At 66.7% G+C, this 21,620-nt stretch carries 10 protein-coding genes and 1 tRNA gene; 2 read left to right on the plus strand and 9 right to left on the minus strand.

What is annotated here, in order from left to right:
* The first annotated feature begins 230 nt into the window (after window positions 1–230).
* Window positions 231–491, plus strand: coding sequence for an IS3 family transposase (locus ACTWPB_RS06415; RefSeq protein WP_446226250.1), 261 nt, complete (start codon window positions 231–233; stop codon window positions 489–491).
* Here the strand turns inward: ACTWPB_RS06415 and istB are convergent.
* The 9 genes from istB to ACTWPB_RS06460 all read right to left on the minus strand — a co-directional run bounded on the left by istB (window position 486) and on the right by ACTWPB_RS06460 (window position 11,926).
* Window positions 486–1,337, minus strand: a complete 852-nt coding sequence (gene istB / locus ACTWPB_RS06420) for an IS21-like element helper ATPase IstB (RefSeq protein WP_446222571.1) — start codon at window positions 1,335–1,337, stop codon at window positions 486–488. The genes ACTWPB_RS06415 and istB overlap by 6 nt on opposite strands.
* Window positions 1,334–2,698 carry a Mu transposase domain-containing protein gene (locus ACTWPB_RS06425; RefSeq protein ID WP_446222570.1) on the minus strand — a complete coding sequence of 455 codons (1,365 nt, stop codon included), beginning with the start codon at window positions 2,696–2,698 and terminating at the stop codon, window positions 1,334–1,336. Before ACTWPB_RS06425 ends, istB begins: the two co-directional genes overlap by 4 nt.
* Window positions 2,699–3,147: 449 nt before the next feature.
* On the minus strand, window positions 3,148–5,127 hold the full coding sequence (locus ACTWPB_RS06430) for a tetratricopeptide repeat protein (RefSeq protein WP_446224771.1): 1,980 nt from the start codon (window positions 5,125–5,127) through the stop codon (window positions 3,148–3,150).
* Window positions 5,128–5,273: 146 nt separating this feature from the next.
* Window positions 5,274–7,040, minus strand: coding sequence for a hypothetical protein (locus tag ACTWPB_RS06435; RefSeq protein WP_446224772.1), 1,767 nt, complete (start codon window positions 7,038–7,040; stop codon window positions 5,274–5,276).
* 138 nt (window positions 7,041–7,178) lie between these two features.
* On the minus strand, window positions 7,179–8,474 hold the full coding sequence (locus ACTWPB_RS06440; RefSeq protein WP_446224773.1) for a caspase, EACC1-associated type: 1,296 nt from the start codon (window positions 8,472–8,474) through the stop codon (window positions 7,179–7,181).
* Window positions 8,471–8,839, minus strand: a complete 369-nt coding sequence (locus ACTWPB_RS06445; protein WP_446224774.1) for an effector-associated constant component EACC1 — start codon at window positions 8,837–8,839, stop codon at window positions 8,471–8,473. Before ACTWPB_RS06445 ends, ACTWPB_RS06440 begins: the two co-directional genes overlap by 4 nt.
* A 20-nt stretch (window positions 8,840–8,859) precedes the next feature.
* Entirely contained in the window at window positions 8,860–10,269 is a 1,410-nt protein-coding gene (locus ACTWPB_RS06450; protein WP_446224775.1) for a DUF4041 domain-containing protein, read from the minus strand.
* Window positions 10,270–11,250: 981 nt separating this feature from the next.
* The gene (locus ACTWPB_RS06455) at window positions 11,251–11,568 is read right to left on the minus strand and encodes a hypothetical protein (RefSeq protein ID WP_446224776.1); all 318 of its coding nucleotides are present in this window, start codon (window positions 11,566–11,568) and stop codon (window positions 11,251–11,253) included.
* A gap of 273 nt (window positions 11,569–11,841) precedes the next feature.
* A tRNA-Leu gene (locus ACTWPB_RS06460) sits at window positions 11,842–11,926 on the minus strand.
* Between the two features lie 373 nt (window positions 11,927–12,299).
* Here ACTWPB_RS06460 and ACTWPB_RS06465 point away from each other — a divergent pair.
* Window positions 12,300–21,617, plus strand: a complete 9,318-nt coding sequence (locus ACTWPB_RS06465) for a fatty acid synthase subunit beta domain-containing protein (protein WP_446224777.1) — start codon at window positions 12,300–12,302, stop codon at window positions 21,615–21,617.
* Window positions 21,618–21,620 lie beyond the last annotated feature (3 nt).

Below are 21,620 nucleotides of genomic sequence, written 5' to 3' on the forward strand. Positions count from 1 at the left end.
AGGATCAGTCGTCCCTCCTGAGGTTCCCCTGAAGTAGTGGACATCCGAGATAGCGGGACCATCGGTCCCTGGAAGGATGTTCACCATGCCTCGTCCGCGACATCGCCCGCGAACTCGATGTCCACGAGAACCTGCTCCGAGCTGCTCGGGGTATCGACCTCGGGCTACTACCAGCATCTGCGGGTGCGTGCAGCATCGGTGCCTCGCCGCGGGTCCAGCGACAGCGCGACCTGGAGGTGAAGATCCTCGCCCGCCATCGCGCGTCGAAGGGGACTTACGGGTCGCCGCGGATCACCGCCGATCTCCGCGATGAAAGGGAAGCGGTCTCGGTCAACACCGTCGCCGCGGTCATGGTCGATCTCGGGATCGAGGGGATCAGTCCACGCACGTTCAAGACCACCACGGTCGTTGATCCGGCGGTGACGGCGCTCGCCGAATTTCCCCGCCTGTGCTCGCCGAGATTCCCCACCCGTGAGCGGTGTCGATTATAGAGGTTGCCGGTTCCCGGTCGTCGTTCGGCGGAGGTTCTCCGCGGTGGCCTGGTGGTCGCGGAGCCGGTAGGAATCCCCGTCGAGATTGATCACCATCGATCGATGCAGCAACCGATCCAATAGGGCCGCCGCGACGGTGTTATCGCCGAGGATTTCACCCCATGATCCGACACCCCGGTTCGTGGTGATCACGATCGAGGTTTTCAAATACCGTTGCGAGACAACCTGAAACAACGCCGATGCCGCTTCCGCGGGCAAGGGCAGATATCCCAGTTCATCGATCACCAGCAGAGTCGGGCCAGCGTAGTAACGCATCGTGGTGGCCCAGCGGCCCTCGATCGCGGCGCGGTGGCAGCGAGCGGCCAGGTCCGCGGCGGTGGTGAAGTAGGTGCGGTAGCCGGCGTGCGCGGCCGCGCGGGCCAGCCCGGTCGCTAGATGTGTCTTGCCGGTGCCCGGGGTGCCGATGAGCAACACGTTCGTCGCGGTTTCGAGGTAACCGCAGGTAGCGAGCTCGTCGAGCAGCGGCCGATCGATCCCGGACGCGGCATCGATATCGAAGTTCTCCAACGACGCCGGGGTCGGCAGGTTAGCGAACCGCAGCCGCCCGGTCAGGCGGCGGGCTTCGGTGTCGTCGACCTCGATCCGTAACAGCTTCTCCAATGTCGCTGTCGGGGAAAGCTGTTCGGCGCTGGCATGCTCGAGAACCGCTGGCAATGCTTCGGCGGCAGCGTGAAGTTTGAGCGTAGCCAGATGCGACCGCAGTTGTTGGTAGCGAGTCGCGGTCTCGTCCGCGCCGACCGCGGCCGTGACGCGGCGGCGAGTCTTTTTCGGTTCGGAGGCAGTCATTTTCGGCTCCTGGTGGTGGCGGCGCGCTCGTAGGCGCCCAGATCGATGACGGTGGCCGCGGGATCATCCGCAGCCGAGAGGGAGGCCTGTGCTGTCGCGGGGTCGACGGCAGCGCGTAGCGCCGCGGCGGCCGCGCGGGCGGCTGTCCCGGGTGGGATGCGTTCTTTGCGGCGGTGAGGTCGGCCGGAGTTGGCCGCGGCCATCGCGGCGGTGTCGAGCGCGACGACGTGTCCGTGGTCGCGCACCGTCGCGCCGAGTCCGTCGGTGGCGCGTTCGTGGCGGGCGATCACGATCCCGTCGGTCGTTGCGATATCGATGATCTTGCCGCGCAAAGGTTGTGCCACGATCACCGTCGCGCTGGCAAACTCCGGTGGCACCGAGTAGCGGTTGCCGCGCCAAGAGATCATCGCTTGACGCGACGCGACCCGGGGCTCGGCAACCATCGCTGGATAGGGCTCGGTCGGCATGGGCCGCAACGGTTCTCGCGCAGCGACAGTCGCGACGCTGGCGCGCCCCTCAGCGGTGGCGCGTAGTCGGGTGTCGGTGCGCAGCGAACAGAATTTGCCGAGAGATACTTGGGCTTGCTCGACGGTGACCTCGTCGGCCAAGGTGCGCCACCATCGTTGCGCGGCAGTGTGGTTGGCCTTCTCCACGACGCCTTTGCGGTTCCCGCGTCGGGGTGGGCAGATCGCGGGGACCACCGTGTAGTACTTCGCGACGGCGGCGAACGAGGCGGTGACTTGCCCGCTGGCGGGGTGGCAGACCGTGGACATGCGGTCGAACCGCCACGATCCGGTCAGCCCACCCAAGGCGCGGGCGACGCGGTCCAGGCCCTCGATCAGGTGGGGTTGATCGGTCGAGGGTGCCAGATAGCCGCGCCAACGGCCCGAATGGGCCAGCGAACCGACCAGCAGGTGCGCGTTAGCGCCCCACCCCCACGACGAGGGTGGGTTGGGCAAATCGACCCAGTCCCACTGGGTTTCGCTGCCGGGTAGGTGTGGGATGACCGCGTTGGGGCGTTCGGTCGCGGTCCGGCATGCTTGGCAGACCGGGCGTAGTGCCCGGGTGCGGATGTTGCGGGTCAGCGACTGATACGACAGTGCGAACCCCAGTGGTTCGAGTTCGTCCATCAAGGTCTGTGCCCACAGGTGTGGGTCTTCTTCCAGGCGGGCGGTGACGTAGTCCAGGAACGGTTCGAACGGATCGGGTAGGTGCCTTTTCCGCACGCCGGGGGTGCGTTCCCCGGCCAGATAGGCGCGAATGGTTTTGCGGTCACGGCCGGTATGGCGGGCGATCTGGGAGATCGTCCAGCCTCGTGCTCGTAGGGCGCTGATTTCCACATCTTCCTCACGTGTCAACATGGAAAAGCGGGCCTCCTCCGAATGAAAGTGCTGGTCAGGTGTGGTAACCACCAGCATCGGAGGAGGCCCGCCCTTCACGGCGGAGCCACACGGGCAAATGGGGAATTTCGGTGAGCGTCAGTGGGGAAGTTCAGTGAGCGCCATCAGCGGCGGCGTTCCCACCCGATCTGGTCGGGCGCCGCTTCGATCGCGGCCGACCGGACGTGGTCTGGTCCTCGGCGACAATCAGGAGCACGCTGGCGACTTGTATTGTGTCGCAGGCGCAGATTGGCAAATCCAGCAGTCAGTCTCATCTCTCCCCGTAGACCGTCACCTCGACCGAGCCTTGGCTGTGCTGCGGCGGCCAGTCTGCACATCCGGGTATACGGGTTGGCTGCATGGGATCAGAGTTCTGCACCAGGCGTTCGAGATTCCACTGCGATGGCGCGAGACAGAGTTAGGCGTGTCGCTCAGCCGTTCAGCTCGGCGATCGAGCGAGCCACAGTAGTGGCTGCGGTGCTACCGACCCGCTGGTAGTAGTCCAACGCGAGACGATAGTGCTCGATCGCGGCGGTGGGGTCACCCGCTGTGCGGTACGCGTCGCCGATGAGGTGGTTGCTGGCTGCCTTCTGTTTTTCGACCCTCTCCTCGTCGAAGAGTGTAAAGGCTGTTTCGAACACGCTGATCGCGGTGTGTGCGTTGCCGAGGGCGAGGTGGGCACGACCGAGAATCAGGTGCGCCTTGGCCCTGTTGTCGGTCTCGGTGGGATGTGGTTCGAACGCGGTGACTGCTTGTTCGGCGGCGGCGAGCGCGCGGTCGGGATTTCCTGAGCCGAGTTCGGCGCGGGCACGCTGCAACCACAAAATGGCGAAGGCGCGTGCTCGTTCGGTGGGGCTGATCTGCTCGTCGGTGGCGTTCGCGATCACGTTCCACGACTGCTGGTAGAAGGCGAGGGCAACCGCGAATTGCCCTTCAGCGGCGGCGATCTTGCCGAGCCACTCCAGCGCGCTCTGTTCACCGAGTACATGGTTCTGGGCTCGTGCGATGGCCAGCGATTCGATGAACTGCTGGCGTGCGGCGTCGAATTCTCGAAGTTCTAAGTAGACAGCGCCGAGCTGGGAAGTCAGCTGCATCACGCCGAGCTCAGATCCTACGGCCCTGGCCGAGGCGAGGCCGAGCAGATGGATGTCGATCCACGCGTCGTAGAGTCCGTGCAAGTGAAGGTATTTCCACAGTGCCACGCAAAACGGCCACACGAGGTGGTGTAGTTGGGCACGGTGGGCCGCACGGACTGCCGCAATCGCGTTGAGGCCTTCGAGCTCGAGCCATTCCAAGGCCTGGGAACGGGTGAATCGGGGAACCCGACCGTCATAGAGTTCGGTCAGTAGATTTGCGACGGGGGACACCCACCATCGGTCCGAGATCGCTCTGGCCCGGGCCAAAGTTTCACGTAGGTACCAGGTGACCCATGTGATGACAGCCTGGTCCCGGACTGCTGGCGAGATAGTGGCCATAGCCCGGTCTCGGGCGTCGTCGTGGACTGCCGGGTGAAAGGCATACCGGGGTTGCTTCGAGTCGCGACTGGTCATCAGGCTCAACTCGGACAATTTCTCGAGCCTGATGTAGGCGGCACCGGACTCGGCAGCGTCGAGCACAGCGGCAGCGGCGTCGAGACCGATGTGCTCCGCAGGTAGGAGGCCGAGGAGACGGAAGGCGTCTTTATCGGCCTCGTCGAGGTTGCTGTAGGCGGTGTCGAGGAATTTCTGTATCCGCCTTTCGGCATCGAGTTCGGGCAGACGGAGCTCCGAATTCTGCAACTGCGCCAGCAGATGTTGTGCCATGTATGCCCGCCGGTAGATCTGGGCGGACAGTACTTTTATCAAAAGTGGAAGGCCGCCACAGAAATCGGTCAGTTCATCGATTATCGCTGGTTCGAGCTCTTCGGCGGTATCCTTCAGCCCGTCTACGAACAAGGTTCGTGCGGCTTCGTCCGGAAGAAGGTCAGGGGTGAAGTCGGCAAATCCCCGTTGTTCGAGTTCGCGCTGTCGAAAAGGACTGGTCGCGATGATGATCGCGCCCGGTACATCGACCGGGATGAAGGACAGGATCTGAGCCCAGCTGGCGATGTCGTCGACGACGAGAACAAATCTCTTGTCACGCCACACACGATGGAGACTGTCGGTCTTCTCCGCTTCGGTCGCTCCTTGATCGGCCGCCGAAATTCCGAGCTGTCGAAGTGCCCTCGTGAGCAATTCGCCGAGCGGCACCATGGTGCCGTCGGAACGGCGCCCGCCGAGCCAAATGATCTGACCTTCGATCAGCTCTGGGTGTTCCCTCCAGAACTGGGTCACCAGGCAGGAAACACCGAGTCCTTCGAGACCGAAGACATACATCAGGGCGGGGAGACCGTGTGTTCGGCATTGGTGGACATGTGCCGCCATGTCGTCCATGACCGGCTGTCTGGGAATGAACGGGTTCGCCCACGGTGGTGTCGCGCTCGCGCTCACTGACCTGCCTTCCCCCGGGACCAGCGTCGATGGCCTCACTGTATCTGACGCCCGTTCGCGACGTCGCGCAGCTGAGGGGGGATTCGAGGTCAGCTGGGTTCGGAGTCGATGTCTTTGAGGGCGAAGGAGATTCGCTGATCGCCGATCAGCATTGTCAGTTCGCGGCCAGCGGCCCGGCTGTTTTTCGCCATGGTGTGTGCCGTAGCCGCGATGCCCGCGGTCGGCATCGGCCCGCGGACCGGGTTCGGCGATATTGCCTCCGAAAGCCCGCCGACACGGTGGCGCAAGCGTAGCCGTCCGGGACCGACCTCGACTACCGCGACCGAGCACGATGGACGGTGCTGCAGCGTTCGGCGCAGCAGTTCATCGGAATCGATATCGGGACGTTTCGACACCACGATGATGTCAGCATTGCGATTGAGGTCCCGCCGAGGGTGATCTTCGTGCACCACCAGACAGGCATCCGTTGTGCGGTGGCCCCGATTTCGCCGCGGTGTGACATCGGCGGGCCATCGACGGATGCGGACCGACGATGTGGAGGATCTGTTCGGTTCCGGTTCGCATGCGACCCAGCATGCCTGTAAAGGCTGGGTTTCGGGCATGAGATCTGCTGCGGCATAAGGGAACTCCGGAGCAGGGTGGTCGGGCTCCGAGAGGTTCAGCAGCTCATAGAATGTCGATCGCAGCGTGTCGAGGCAGGCGCCTGGTCGGGAGGTAGCCAGCGACGTCACCGCCTGCATGCGGGTGCTGTCGTGGGTGGTGATCGCTTGCGCGATTTGGCCGGGTAGCGGTAGCAGGGGATGCAAGGTCGGTGCCAGGTCGCCGAGTATGTCCGGTGCCGAGCCGGTGGCGACCTCCTCGTGGGGGAACGCTGCGAGGAGGGTGGGAATCCCTTGGGCAGCTGCATAACTGGTGACCGCGCCGTGGTCGCCGACCATGACGTCGGACGCCAGGACAGTCTGCTGCCATCCCCTGATCGGAGGGATGAGGCGGAGCCCGGACCGAACAGCATCGGCCAGCCACGTGCGCAGCTGTAGTGGGCCGTGGGCGAACCAGACGTTCGGATGAACGACCGCAGCAAGAATGTTGTTGTCGAGCGTGAGCTCGCTGAGCAAGTCATTGATCAGGTCGGGGTGCTGCCCCAGTAGTGAACCTGGGCCCCACGTCGACGACACCGTAACAACGGTGGTGTCTGCTCGTGCGCCAAGGGCTGCGCGATAGGCATGCCGGTAATGCGAGCTGGCTTGCATGCGGTCATAACAAGGGTCGCCGGCAACTACCGCATTGGGTAGAGCTTCGGGAGCTGTGAGCGTAAGACGCTGCCGATCATTGACGTGGGAGAGGACGACCGCTGCGGGGACGGAACCATCCCGGACCAGCCATTCGCGACCGAGGCCGTAGACGTTCCCGATTCCCGATTCCCGATTCCCGATTCCCGATTCCCGATTCCCGATTCCCGATTCCCGATTCCCGATTCCCGATTCCCGAGCTATCTTACTATAGCCCATTCCGTGTGACATTATTGCGAGTGGTGCAGAAATCTTGTGCAGATCTCCACTGTGGTGCACTGAAATCGCAAGGTCGAATTTGTCCGTCAAGGCGCGGTCCCACGTAATTATCTTTGCGCCGGATGAGCCGAGTTGTCGCTCCACGTCACCGGTGACATTCGATACGTCGGGAAAAGTGAATACGAGCTGGACGCGACGGTCGGAATCGAAAGTGGGAAGAATATCCGACAGGCGATTCCATGCGGTGATGGTGTGAACGACGACCAGCACTGTCCGGGTGGTTTGAACCGTGATCCAATGTGGATGGACCGATCCGGATGGTTCGCTCTGCTCCGACGTGCGGTGCACCTGACACTCCTACTGGCCGATCGTCGCTCCACCGTAGCGTGGGCGGCGGGGCGAACGCCCACGGGCCTGCACTGCTGCGACCGTGACAAGTTCGGTGTTCCGCGTCGTCTGGTTCCGGCGATTGTGTTGGTCTCTCGCTCACCGTGATCGTGCTGGGGAACTGAGACCGCGTGGCTTGTCGCTGGTGCGTTGTGGGTGTTTGTGTCCGGCGTTGCGCCACCAGGCGGCTGCCTCGGAGATTTGTCCGCGATGGCGGAGCCGGATCGCGAGGTTGTGCATCGCGTCGGTGTGACCAGCGTTCGCGGCTTTCTGATACCAGAGGAGGGCTTCGTCGAACCGGAGAGATTTGTCCAGCATCACGGCGAGGTTGTACATGGCGTCGGTGTGGTCGGTCGAGGCCGCCAGGCGGCACCAACGCTCGGCGTCATCACGGTGCTTCAGTGTGTAGAGCAGTTGTGCCAGATTGGTCATGGCGTCGGCGTTGCCGAGTTCGGCGGCCTTGCTGTACCAGTCGTATGCGTCGCGGGCCTCGTTTCGGTCCAACAGTGAGTTGGCGAGATTGTTCATCGCGCCGGTGTGCCCCTGGGTTGCGGCGCGTCGCCACAGTCCCTCCGCCTTGGGGAGATCGTTTCGGTCGGCGCAGCGTCCACCGTTGAAGAACAGGGTCGCATTGTCGACGTCTGCCATGACCGGCTCGTCGACGGGGGCAACTCGATGATCGGGTGCGGTGAACAGGCGTAGATCTCCGGCGCCGGCGACGCTGCGTCGTTGTGGCCGGGGGTGGCCGCCGTGGTGCAGGATCTGCTCGACCCGTCGATAGAGCTGATCGAGGGTGAGGCCGATCTCGGTGGCAGCGTGCAGCAAGGCTCCGGTGAAGGCGGTGTGCCGCTCGCCTTCGGGGGCTATCGAGGACACATCCCTGGCCGAGGACGCAATGGTGTAGGTGCCTTTGACATCGATTTGGCCATCGACGGCGGCGGCGGCCGATGTCATAGCTTCGAAGGCGCGGCCCGAGAAGCAGCAGTCCAGGATCAGGATCCGAGTGCCCGCTCGGCTTTCCAAGAGTTCATCGCGCAGCGTCGAAAACGGCACCGAACCCCACTCGGGGTGGTGGTGGTCGGTGCCGGGCAGCGTCAGGTACAGCCGACCGTACCGATCCACCACACCGTGCCCGGTGTAGTACACGAGCAGGACATCATCGGCCCCGTCCGCGGCGGCGGCGATCGCTTTGCCTACTTGCGTCGCGACGTCGGGATCGGGGAGTGCGATGCAGTGCTCGGCAGCGAGCGCGCCGCCGGTCGGCGCGGTCAGGAGCCTGGCGAGATCTATGATGTTGGTGGTGGCGGCCGGAATGCCGGTGAATTCGGTATCGATGTAGCGGCTCACTCCGATGAGGACCGCACGCCAGCCGTCACGATTCGCTGCCGGTGTCATTGCCGGTTATCGAACCTTTCCAGCATGGACTGCAGGGTTTTGGTGACCTCCGGTTGCTTGATCCTTTTGAGGTCAACGGTTATTTCGGTGTGCTCACCGGTTTTGAGCGTGAGCGTGATGTCGGATCGGCGGGCGGTGAGCCATCCGGTCAGGGACTGGATGAGTACGGGCGCGATTCCGCCGGCGCCGACCGCAACGACGAGGACGTCGGTGAGCCCGCCCATCTCGCCGGGGCGAATCCGGCTGGTGGGCAGCGTTACTCTGCCGCGCAGCTCATCGGTGCCATTGAGCCATTCCTTCAGCCGGAACAGGTCGTCAGCGCTGCCGTCAGTGTGAATCATCAACTGGCTCTGTGGATTCGACATGGTGTGATCGTCCTCCTGTGTCAATTCGGGGTGCTATCGCTCACGGCGGGATGGCTTTGGCGGTATTGGACGGCTTCGGGCAGCTCGGTGAACTCCAACAGTTGTGTGGTCAGTTCCCGGAGGTGCTCGCGGACTTCAGCGGGGTTGGCGTAGAAGAACTCTCGACGCCGGTTGACCTTGTTGACTCGCTTGTGCTCGAGTCGGCTGTGCAGCTCGTCTTCGATTCCGGCGGCGTCGTTGTCGAAGAACAATGTGTGGACGTCGTAGCCGAAGGGCACCGACGCGTTGCTGAGGTCTCGGATCCGTTCCCACGGATCGAACCGGCGGGTCAACCCGATCTGGACCACACCTGCACCGAACGCGCCGATGTTGGAGATGACGTAGATGTGTCCGGCGCGAAGATTGCCCGCCCGGTTCCTGATGCTGGCGATCGCCAGGTCGAGTTCGGCCAGCTTCGCCTGCAGCGCGCCGGACGCCTCCGGATTCATCGTGCCAGCGGCTTCGAGCGCGGCCAGGGCATCGCGATGTCGTTGTTGCTGCTGTTCGAGTCTGGTCTGCTCGCGCGCGAGTTCTTCGTGTGCGCGACGTTCTTCACGGAGGCGGTCACGCTCCTCTCGTTCGTACTCTTTCTGGCGTGCGAGCAGTTCGAGATGGTCGGCGGTGAGTTCCAGTTCGCGGCGGCGGAATTGGTGATAGGCGGGTGCTACGCGCAGCGACATGGTCGCGCCGAATTGTTCAAGGGTGAGGGCGATCTTGTCGAGTCGATCGAGTGCGGTGGGTAACTTGTAGGGCTTGAGACTGCGCACGAGATTGTCGGCTTCGGCGTTGTAGGCGCGCAGCATCAGCTTCGAGTATTCGCGGATCATCTTGCGGCCCTGTGCAGCCGACCCCTCGACCACCCAAGCCTTCTGTGCCTCGATCGCGCCGCCGTCACGCCGAGCCATGGCCTTGATTTCACCCTGTAGGCGTGCGAGTGCGTCTCGGTAGGCGACCGAATCCGTCAGGGGATGACGGTAGTCGTAGATCCCGATTTCCTGGAGGACATGCTCGTCGCGAGTACTGATCACTTCGGCCCGAGCCTCGGTCAGCTGAGCGAGCACTGTATCCAGCAATGCCTGCTGATCGGTGACCTGGGCGGCGAACTGGTCGCGTAGTCGCTGGAGTTCGGCTAACTCGAGGCCACCAGTCTGCTCGAGTTGCCCTCGTAGCCTCTGGATCTCGGTGAGTGCGTCGGCCAGTTCCTGCGACTGCTTCTTCGCGAAGCCACGAGCACCGAGCAGCGGCACCTTCGATGCACCGATGGCATCGGACTGATCTTGCGCGACTGCGTCGTTCGGTACCCGGTCACCAGTCCAGGCGATGCCGTCCCAGTACCGCAGAAAGCCGTTGTCATGCGGGTCCGGATACCAGTTCGGTGGCGCTTCGCTCACGATCCCCCTCGTCGCAGTTGCTGTTTCGAGCATAGCGAGTAGCCACTGACCTCGGCAGGCCGATAGCCTGGAATCCGTCGACGGGCATGCTCTCACGGCAATGCACCGGCACCGCGCAGGCTCACATCCGCGTCGGTGCGCACGAACGTCTCGCGGTCTCAGCAGCGCGATCGGCGGACCACGAGCTGCTGAGAGATGCAATTCGGGTACTGCGCGGTTGTCGGCTGCGGGGACTTCGAAAGTAACCGGCGGTCGATCAGACTCCGGGGAATGCCCCGGTCCTCTGTGTCGGCGTCCACAGCCGAATGGCCGGATGTGGCATTTGCTCGAGATCGGTTGCCACCGATCGCGGCCGCCCTTCTTTCGGAGCAGGACGAGGCACAGCTCGGTGTCGAGGTCGTCGGGGCGTAGTCGGAGGGCACCTTCGCGGCGGCAGGCGGTTTCGATGTGGAGTCGCAAGGTGAGGCTGTCGGGTTCGCGGTCGTTTCCGGTGACGGCGGCGACTTGGCAGATCTCGGCCAGCCGCGGCGAGGGGATCGCGTGCCGGTGTGAGGGTTGTCGGGTGGGGATCGTCAACTGGCGGGCCGGGTTTCGGTGGGGCTGGATCCAGTTGTTGTTCTCGGCGTAGCGGTAGAGGCAGCGGACGGCGTTGACGAAATGTTCTCGTGCGCCGGAGCCGTCTCGGCTGCTGCGGTTGATTCTGCTGCTCGCTTGCACGTCGCGGGCTTGCCGGTCGAGGTCGGCGACGGACACCTCGTCGAGTTGTTGCTTGGGCCAAGTGTTTTCGAGTCTGTCGAGGTGCGCACGGTAGGTGCCCAGAGTGAGGGTGGGTCGAAGTTGCGAGATGGCGTGGGCGAAGGTGGGATATTCCGGAATCGTTGCCATCAGGTCGGAGGGCGTAATTCCGATCTGGCACAGCAGGACTCGGGTCGCCTCGATCGCGGCCGGATCGGCCGTCGGGTGGTGTGTCGGGGGCATTGGTTATGCCTCCAGCAGTCGTCGGTGGTTGCCGAAGAACGCGTGGAGTGCGCGGGGCGGGTAGATCGCGAGGTGGTCGGGGGTGAGGTGCGCGACGAGTAGGACCTTGTCGCCGATGTGCAGTTCGGCTCGGCGTCGTTGCCGGAACGGGACACGGAAGTAGCGGTTGGTGTTGACTTCGGCGATGCCGTGCTCGGCCCAGGCGACGAGCCGGACGCCGTCGTCGACGCCGCGGATGCCGAGACGGGTTGCCGGGGGCCAGCCGAGTGCGTCGAGTATTGCTCGGTCGTGGATACGCCAAGCGGCGCCGACCGCGCACATGCCTAGGCCATGTCGTTGCCGGTGCGGGCCGAGACTGTGTCGGCTGTGCCCCGCATGTGCTCGATGAGTTCGTCCAGCGGCGTTGGGGGCGGGACGATCGGCGCGATCAGCATGACGAGCACCTCCCTCCATGAACCAACTGCGAGAAGTGCGTGTTCGAGGGTGCTCGAACACGCATCTGCAGCAAATCTGGGACGTGTGCGTGCCCGAGAGGTGTTCGAAGGGTGTTCGAACACGCACTTCCGGCAAATTTGCCACGAATACGTGTTCGAGTGGTGCGCGAGAGGGGACTTGAACCCCTACGTCCGTGGACACCAGAACCTAAATCTGGCGCGTCTGCCAATTTCGCCACTCGCGCTTGGATGTGTACGACCGTCCAAACTCTACCGGGCGAATCGGGCTGCGCGAAGCGTTGGGGCGGCGTGGCGTACTCGTGGGTAACACTACCTGGGATTATAACGATTCGGTAAACCTCAATGTGAGGGGCACTCATGTTTGAGAACCCCGGTAACAGGCTGGACCTGCGTGTTCAAACATGAGGCTGCGTCATGTTTCAGATGATTGTGGTACGGACGTCTGAAAATACTGGGCGGTAGCCATTGGCTGGGCCGGAAACGTGAGGCTTTCCTCATGATTTTGTGCGATTGTGGCTCTCAACAGGCCCGAGGGGCTGCCGGAAACGTGTGCGTGCCGTCGGTGGGCGACACGCCAGGAGAAGGAAGTCGAGCGTCTTGACGATCAACGAGAGCACCGAAATCGGCACGGAAGCGACCACGAAGACGAATGGTCGTGGCCCGGCGAGAGGTGCCCGCGCGGCGCTGCTCGAGCAGCTGCGCAACGGGGCGGGATACGCGTTGGCGTTCGGTGGACAGGGTGCGCAGTGGCTGCGCGAGCTCGAGGAGATCGGGCGCGACAGCGCGCTGGAGCCCGAGCTGACCGCGCTGGTCAATGACGCGTCCGCGCTGATCGACCCGGTTGCGACGCAGTTGCTGGTGGTGCGCCCCGGTGGTTTCGATCCGATGGGCTGGGTGCTCGAGAGCGAGCTCGACGAGCCGGAGGAGCCCTCCTCGGCACCCGCGGACTCGGTGCTGCGCTCGGTGGCCGTTTCCATGCCGGGTGTGCTGCTGGCCCAGCTCGCCGCGACCAGGGCGTTGCGGTTGCAGGGCCTCGACCCGGCCGAGCACGCGCCCGTCGCGATCGTCGGACATTCGCAGGGGCTGTTCGCCGCCGCCGCGGTCGAAGCGGGCGGCACACGTGACGCGGAGCTGCTGGCCATCGCCCAGCTCGTCGGTGCGGCCGCCGGGCTCGTCGCGCGCAGGCGGGGACTGATGCCGGTGGGCGAGCGCTCGCCGATGGTCGCGGTATCTAACGTGGATCCCGAACAGCTGCGGGCGATCGTCACCGAGGTGGCGGAAGGAGTCGACCCCGCGATCGCCGCGGTCGTGTCGATCCGCAACGGACGCAGGCGCGTCGTGCTCTCGGGTGCGCCCGCGCAGCTCGATCGGGTGCGCACGCGTTGCGCGCAGCTGCACGACGAGCAGACCCGTGAGCGCGAGAGCAAGGCCCGCGGTGGCGCGGTCTTCGCGCCCGTGTTCGAGGACATCTCCGTCGACGTCGCCTTCCACCACCCGGCGCTGGCCGAGACCGTCGAACTGGTCGCGGGCTGGGCTCGCCAGTGTGAGATCGACGCCGACCTCGCCGCCGCCCTGACCCAGCAGGTGCTCGTCGACCCGATCGACTGGGTCGCCACCGTCGATGCCGTGGTCGACGCGGGCGCACAGTGGATCCTCGATCTGGGCCCCGGCGACCTGCTCTCGCGGGTGACCGGCGGCGCGCTCAAGGGCACCGGCGTCGGCGTGATCGCCGCCGCCACCCGCGCCGGTCAGCGCAGCCTGCTCACCCCGGGTGCCGCGCCGGAGCCGTCGACGCCGTGGTCGGCGTTCGCGCCGAAACCGGTGTGCTTGCCCAACGGCCGCATCGTCGTGGAGACTGCGTTCACCAAGCTCACCGGCCGCTCGCCGATCCTGCTGGCGGGCATGACCCCGACCACCGTCGACGCGAAAATCGTTGCGGCCGCGGCCAATGCGGGGCACTGGGCCGAGCTGGCCGGTGGCGGACAGGTGACCGAGCAGATCTTCGCCGACCGGATGACCGAGCTGCGTCAGCTGCTGCAGCCGGGTCGCGCGGTGCAGTTCAACTCGCTGTTCCTCGATCCCTACCTGTGGAAGTTGCAGCTGGGCGGCAAGCGGCTGGTGCAGAAGGCGCGGGCGGCGGGTGCGCCGATCGACGGCGTGATCGTCACCGCGGGCATCCCCGAACTCGACGAAGCCGTCGCGCTGATCGGTGAGCTGTCCGAGGCGGGCATCAGCCACGTCGCGTTCAAGCCGGGCACCGTCGCCCAGATCAAGGCCGTCCTGCGCATCGCCGACGCGGTCCCGGACTACCCGGTGATCATGCACATCGAAGGCGGCAAGGCAGGCGGGCACCACTCCTGGGAAGACCTCGACGACCTGCTGCTGGCCACCTACGCCCAGCTGCGCGGCCACGCCAACGTGGTGATCTGCGTCGGCGGCGGCATCGGCACCCCCGAGCGCGCCACCGACTACCTCACCGGCACCTGGTCCACCGGCTACGGCTACCCGCTGATGCCGCTCGACGGTGTGCTCGTCGGCACCGCGGCCATGGCCACCCTCGAAGCGACCACCTCGCCCGAGGTGAAGCAGCTGCTCGTCGACACTCCCGGCACCCCCGACTGGGTCGGTGCGGGTACCGCGAATGGCGGAATGGCATCCGGGCGAAGCCAATTGGGCGCCGATATCCACGAGATCGACAATGCCGCCTCGCGCACCGGCCGCCTGCTCGACGAGGTCGCCGGCGATGCCGACGCTGTGGCGAGCCGCCGCGCCGAGATCATCGCGGCGCTCGACGCCACCGCCAAGCCCTACTTCGGCGACATCGCCACCATGACCTACCAGCAGTGGCTGGAACGCTATGTCTCCCTTGCTGTTACGAGTGACGTGCCGATCTCGTTCGATTGCGGCAGCGATATCGGTGACGCGATCCGCGACGCCACCCGCTCGGACTGGCTCGACATCAGCTGGCGCGACCGGTTCGCGGAGATGATGCGCCGCACCGAATCCCGGCTCAACGCGGCCGACAGCGGCGAGATCGAAACCTTGTTCGCCGGCGACGAAGCCTTCGAGCACCCGGTGCAGGCGCTGTGCGCGCTGAAGAAGCAGTACCCGACCGTCGCCGACACCGTGCTGCACCCGGCCGACGTGCCGTTCTTCGTCTCGCTGTGCAAGACGCCGGGCAAACCGGTGAACTTCGTGCCTGTCGTCGACGCCGATGTGCGGCGCTGGTGGCGCTCGGATTCGCTGTGGCAGGCCCATGATCGGCGCTACTCGGCCGATCAGGTGTGCGTCATCCCCGGCACCGTCGCCGTCGCCGGTATCACCCGCGTGGACGAGCCGGTGGGCGAGCTGCTCGACCGGTTCGAACAGGACACCGCGTTCAGCCTGGTCAGGGACGGTGTCGTGCCGGAGGCAGTGGATGCGCGTCGCGCCGCGGGTGTCGTCGCGGGTCCGATCGACACCGTGCTCGCCGCCCCCGACGTGCAGTGGGCCGGGCGCACCACCGTCAACCCGGTGCACCGCCTCGGCGAGATCTCCGAGTGGACCATCGAGGCGGGGAGTGCGGTGCATCAGGGCACCGGCGCCACCCTGACCGAAACCACCGGTCCCGAAGCAGAATTCAGCTATGTGGAGCTGACGGTGCCGCTCGCCGGCGACAACGTCCGGATCCGCGTCACCGTGCCCGCGAGCGTGTATTCCGGTGGCGCGCCGGTGATCACCGAGGCCGATGCCGAAACCGCGATGTCGGCACTGCTCGGCGTGGCCGCCGGGAAGTCGCTGCCCGAGGTGAAAGCCGGTGTGGCACACCTCAATCTGGCGTGGATGCCGGATCTGATCGCCGACCATGCCGGGGTCACCGGCTCGGGCCTGCCCGACACCCTCAGCACCCTCGGGCGCACCGCCCCCGACGTGCTGGTCGGTGCCTGCTGGCCCGCGGTGTTCGCGGTACTCGGCGCGGCGCGCACCCCGGTGGGTGGTTCCGTCATCGAGGGCATGCTCGACCTGGTCCACCTGGACCATCAGATCGACCTGCTCGACGAATTGCCTTCGGAGACCAGCATTCTCGTCGTCCGTGCCGAGGGCGGTGCGGTGGTCGACACCGACATGGGCCGCGTGGTCGAGGTCGAGGTGCACGTCGGGCTGATCCTCGACCAGGGACTCGACGCCACCCCGCTGGCCCGCCTCGTCGAACGGTTCGCCATCCGCGGCCGCAACGGCGCGGGCGAGCTCACCGATCCGCCGCGCGCGGCCGGTGCGGTCTCCGGCGACGCCACCGACACCCCGCGCCGCCGTCGCCGCGATGTCAGCATGGCCGCCCCGCGCGCCATGCACGCCTTCGCCGCCGTCTCCGGCGACCACAACCCGATCCACACCTCCGATGCCGCCGCCAAGCTGGCCGGCCTGGGCAGCCCGATCGTGCACGGCATGTGGCTCTCGGCCGCCGCCCAGCACGCGGTGGTCGCGGTGGATCCCGAAAAGTCCGTTCCCGCACGCACTCTCACGGCATGGACCACCCGGTTCCTCGGCATGGTGCGCCCCGGCGCGACCGTGGACGTGCGGGTGGAGCGGATCGCGGTGGACGCGGGCGCCGAGATCGTCGAGGTCTCCTGCCGCGTCGACGGTGACCTGGTCATGACCGCGACCGGGCGCACCGCCGCCCCGAAGACCGTGTACGCCTTCCCGGGCCAGGGCATCCAGCGCAAGGGGATGGGCCTGGACGCGCTGACCCGCTCGAAGGCGGCCAAGCGGGTGTGGGAGCGTGCCGACGCGCACACCCGCGAAGCCCTCGGTTTCTCGATCCTGGCGGTGGTGCGCGACAACCCGACCTACCTCAAGGCGCGTGGTGTCGAACACCGGCACCCGGACGGCGTGCTGCACCTGACCCAGTTCACCCAGGTCGCCATGGCCACCCTCGGCGTGGCCCAGGTCGCCGAGCTGCGCGAAGCGGGCGCGTTCGTCGAAGGCGCGATGCTGGCCGGTCACTCGGTCGGTGAGTACAACGCCCTCGCCGCCGTCGCCGGTGTGCTGCCCCTGGAGGCCGTGCTCGAGGTGGTGTTCCAGCGCGGCTCGGCCATGCACGAACTGGTACCGCGTGACGCGCAGGGCCGCAGCGACTATCGGATGGCCGCCATCCGCCCGTCGCAGATCGGGCTGCCCGATACCGAGGTGATCGACTTCGTCAACAGCATCGGCGCGGCGACCGGTGAATTCCTCGAGGTGGTGAACCTGAACCTGCGCGGCTCCCAGTACGCCATCGCGGGCACGGTCGCCGGGCTCGAGGCACTCGAGACCGAAATCGACCGCCGCCGTGCCGAATTCGGTGGCAAGCGGGCCTTCATCCTGGTGCCCGGCATCGACGTGCCGTTCCACTCCTCGGTGCTGCGCGACGGTGTGCCGGAGTTCCGGCACAAGCTCGAGCAGCTGCTGCCCGCCGAAGTGCACCCGGAAGTCCTGGTCGGACGCTACATTCCGAACCTGGTGCCCCGTCCGTTCTCTCTCGATCGCGCGTTCCTCGCCGAGATCGCCGAACTCGTGCCGTCGGAGCCCCTCGTGGCCGTGCTGGCCGATTTCGGCAACTGGGCGCAGCGCGATGCCGAGCTGTGCCGCGTGGTGCTGATCGAGCTGCTGGCGTGGCAGTTCGCCAGCCCGGTGCGCTGGATCGAGACCCAGGACCTGCTGTTCACCGACACCGCGCACGGTGGTCTCGGTGTCGAACGGTTCGTCGAGATCGGCCTCGGCGCCACCCCGACCGTGGCGAACCTGGCCTCGCAGACGCTGAAGCTGCCCGCGTTCGGCGGGGCGACCGTGGAGGTCGTCAATGTCGAGCGTGACGCGGCCGTCGTCTACTCCACCGACACCGATCCGGTGCCGGTCGACGACATCGACGAGACCCCGGTCGAAACCACGGCCGCGGCGGCCCCCGTCGCCGCCGCCGCTCCGGTGGCGACCGGCGGCCCGCGCCCCGACGACATCGCCTTCAGCGCCGCCGACGCCACCCGCGTGCTCATCGCGCTGTGGACCAAGCTGCGCCTGGACCAGATCGGCCCGGTCGACACCATCGAGGGCCTCTGCGACGGTGTCTCCTCACGGCGTAACCAGCTGCTCGTCGACCTCGGTGCCGAACTCTCCCTCGGTGCCATCGACGGTGCCGCCGACGCCGACATGGGCGCACTGGCCGCCACCGTCGAACGCCTGGCCCGCACCTACAAGCCCTTCGGCACCGTGCTCACCGATGCCATCGGCGACCACCTGCGCAAGGTCTTCGGCCCGTCGGGCAAGCGGCCCGCCGCCATCGCCGACCGGGTCAAGAAGGTCTGGGAACTCGGCGACGGCTGGGCCAGCCACGTCACTGCCGAGGTCTCGCTCGGCACCCGTGAAGGTGCCAGCGTGCGCGGCGGCGACCTCGGCGGTCTCGCCGCCGGTGCGCTCAGCGACGCGGCATCGGTAGACGCGGCCATCGACGCGGCCGTGCAGGCGGTGGCCGCACGACGCGGTGTCGCGGTCTCGATGCCCTCGGCGGGTGGCGCGGCAGGCGGCACCGTCGACGCGGCGGCGCTCGGTGAGTTCACCGAGCAGATCACCGGTCGCGACGGCGTGCTCGCCACCGCGGCCCGGGTGGTGCTCGAACAGCTCGGCCTCAGCGAGAAGGTAAGCGCTCCCGAAGCGACGCCTGACACGCTCGTCGACCTCGTGTCGGCCGAATTGGGTTCGGACTGGCCGCGTTTGGTCGCCCCCGCGTTCGATGCCCGCAAGGCCGTTCTCATCGACGACCGATGGGCCACCGCCCGCGAAGACCTCGCGAAGATGTGGCTCGGCGACGACGCCACCACCGCGCAGCAGTCGATCGACGGTTTCGCCGGTGCCGGTGACGCGGTTGCCGCCCAGGCGAACTGGTGGCGGCAGCGGGCCATGCACGAAGCCCGTTCGGTGCTGGCCGGGGTGTACGCGCAGATCGCGAAGACCGCGCTCGACACCACCGAGCCGGGTCTGTGGTCCGACGACCTCGCCGTGATCACCGGCGCCAGCAAGGGTTCCATCGCGGCAGCGGTGACCGGCAAGCTCCTTGCCGGCGGCGCGACCGTGGTGGTCACCACCTCCGGGCTCAACGACGAGCGGTTGCGGTTCTACCGCTCGCTCTACCGCGACAACGCCCGCCACGGTGCGGCGCTGTGGGTGGTCCCGGCCAATATGGCCTCCTACCAGGACCTCGACGCGCTGATCGAGTGGGTCGGCACCGAACAGGTCGACAACGCGGGCGGCGCCAAGATCAAGGTCAAGGACGCGATGACCCCGACGATGCTGCTGCCGTTCGCGGCACCGCGCGTCGCCGGTGACCTCGCCGACGCCGGCGCCCGCGCCGAAATGGAAATGCGCGTGCTGCTGTGGTCGGTGGAACGCCTGATCGGTGGCCTGTCCGCTCTCGGTGCCGACCATGACGTCGACGCGAAACTGCATGTGGTGCTGCCGGGTTCGCCCAACCGCGGCCTCTTCGGCGGCGACGGCGCCTACGGCGAATCCAAGGCCGCGCTCGACGCGGTGGTCTTGAAGTGGAAGGCCGAGAAGTCCTGGGCCGCACGGGTGACGCTGGTGCACGCGCTGATCGGCTGGGTGCGCGGCACCGGGCTGATGGGCCACAACGACCCGATGGTCGAGGCCGTGGAGAAGGCGGGCGTGCACACCTGGTCGACCACCGAGATGGCCGACGAACTGCTCAAGTGGTGCACCTCGCGTGCTCGTCAGGTGACCATCACCGGCCCGCAGCAGATCGACCTCACCGGTGGTCTGGCGCGCGCCAAGCTCGACCTGCCCGCGCTCGCCAAGCAGGCGCAGGAGGTCGCGGCCGAGCCGATCGAACAGGCCGCGACCGCCGCGACGATCGCCGCGCTGCCCGCACCGCCCACCCTGAGTTCGGCACTGCCGGTGCCGGATTGGGGTCAGGTCACCGCGGATCTCAGCGACATGGTCGTCATCGTCGGTGCGGGTGAGCTCGGCCCGTACGGCTCCGCGCGCACCCGTTTCGAGATGGAGGTCGAAGACAAGCTCTCGGCCGCCGGCGTGCTCGAACTGGCCTGGACCACCGGTCTGATCCGCTGGGAGAACGAACCAAAGCCCGGCTGGTACGACACCGAATCCGGTGACTTCGTGCCCGAAGCCGAAGTCGCGCAGCGCTACCACGACACCGTCGTCGAACGCTGCGGTGTGCGCCGCTACGAAGACGACGGCGCCATGCTCGACAACGCCGCCCCGCTGCTCACCTCGGTGTTCCTCGATCAGGACCTGTCGTTCACCGTCGCGAACGAGGCGGAGGCGCGCACCTTCCACACCGCCGATCCCGAGCACACGGTGATCAGCCCGGTCGAAGGTTCGGGCGACTGGACCGTGACTCGTCAGGCGGGCACCGAGATCCGGGTGCCGCGCAAGGCGAAGCTGTCGCGGGTGGTCGGTGGCCAGATCCCGACCGGCTGGGACCCCACCATCTGGGGCGTCTCGGCCGACATGGCCGCCTCGATCGACCGGGTCGCGCTGTGGAACATCGTCTGCACCGTCGACGCGTTCGTCGGCGCGGGCTTCAGCCCCGACGAGCTGATGAGCTGGGTGCACCCGAGCCTGGTGGCCAACACCCAGGGCACCGGCATGGGCGGCATGTCCTCGATGCGCTCGCTCTACGTCGACAACCTGCTCGGCGAACCGCGCCCGAACGACATCCTGCAGGAGGCGCTGCCCAACGTCGCCCTCGCGCACGTCGTGCAGTCCTACGTGGGCAGCTACGGCGCCATGGTGCACCCGGTCGCGGCCTGCGCCACGGCGGCGGTGTCGGTCGAGGAAGGCGTCGACAAGATCCGGCTCGGTAAGGCCGAGGTCGTGGTCGCCGGTGGTTTCGACGATCTGGGTATCGAAGGCATCGTCGGCTTCGGTGACATGTCGGCCACCGCCGACTCGGCGAGCATGCGTGCCAAGGGAATCAGCGACCGCTACTTCTCCCGCGCCAACGACCGTCGCCGCGGCGGGTTCGTGGAGTCGCAGGGTGGCGGCACCGTGCTGCTGGCCCGCGGTGACGTGGCCGTGCAGATGGGTCTGCCGGTGCTCGGCGTCATCGCCTTCGCCCAGTCCTTCGCCGATGGTGTGCACACCTCCATCCCGGCGCCGGGTCTCGGCGCGCTGGGGGCGGGGCGAGGTGGGCGCGAGTCGCGACTGGCGGCCGAACTGCGCAAGCTCGGCGTGACCCCCGATGACATCGCGGTGATCTCCAAGCACGACACCTCCACCGCGGCCAACGATCCCAACGAGTCGGAGCTGCACGAGCGGCTCGCGGGCGCGCTGGGTCGCACCGACGGCGCACCGCTGTTCGTGGTCTCGCAGAAGAGCCTCACCGGCCATGCGAAGGGCGGCGCGGCGGCGTTCCAGCTCATCGGCCTGTGCCAGGTGCTGGAAAACGGTGTGGTGCCGCCGAACCGGAGCCTGGACTGTGTCGACGAGAAGATGGCGGGCTACCCGCACCTGGTGTGGGCGCGCGAGCCGCTGCGCTTCGGCGAGAAGTTCGCGCTGAAGGCGGGTCTGGTGACCTCGCTCGGCTTCGGTCACGTGTCCGGTCTGCTCGCGGTGGTCCATCCGCAGGCGTTCCTGGCCGCGATCGAACCGGCCGCGCGGGCCGAATACCAGGAGCGGGCGCAGACGCGTCAGCTCGCGGGCAGGCAGCGGTTCGCCGAGGCCATGTGCGGCGGCTCGGCACTGTACGAGAAGCCTGCCGACCGTCGCCTCGGCGCCGACGGCACGCCGGCCAAGCAGATTCGTCAGCTCGAGGCCGACATGCTGCTCTCGCCGCAGGCCCGCCTGGACAGCGACGGCGTCTACAGCGCGAACGGATGGGGTTGCGGCACCGGGCAAATCGCTCCGCAGCCGACCGAAGCGTCGTAGGCT

Source organism: Nocardia sp. IBHARD005 (assembly GCF_052814245.1).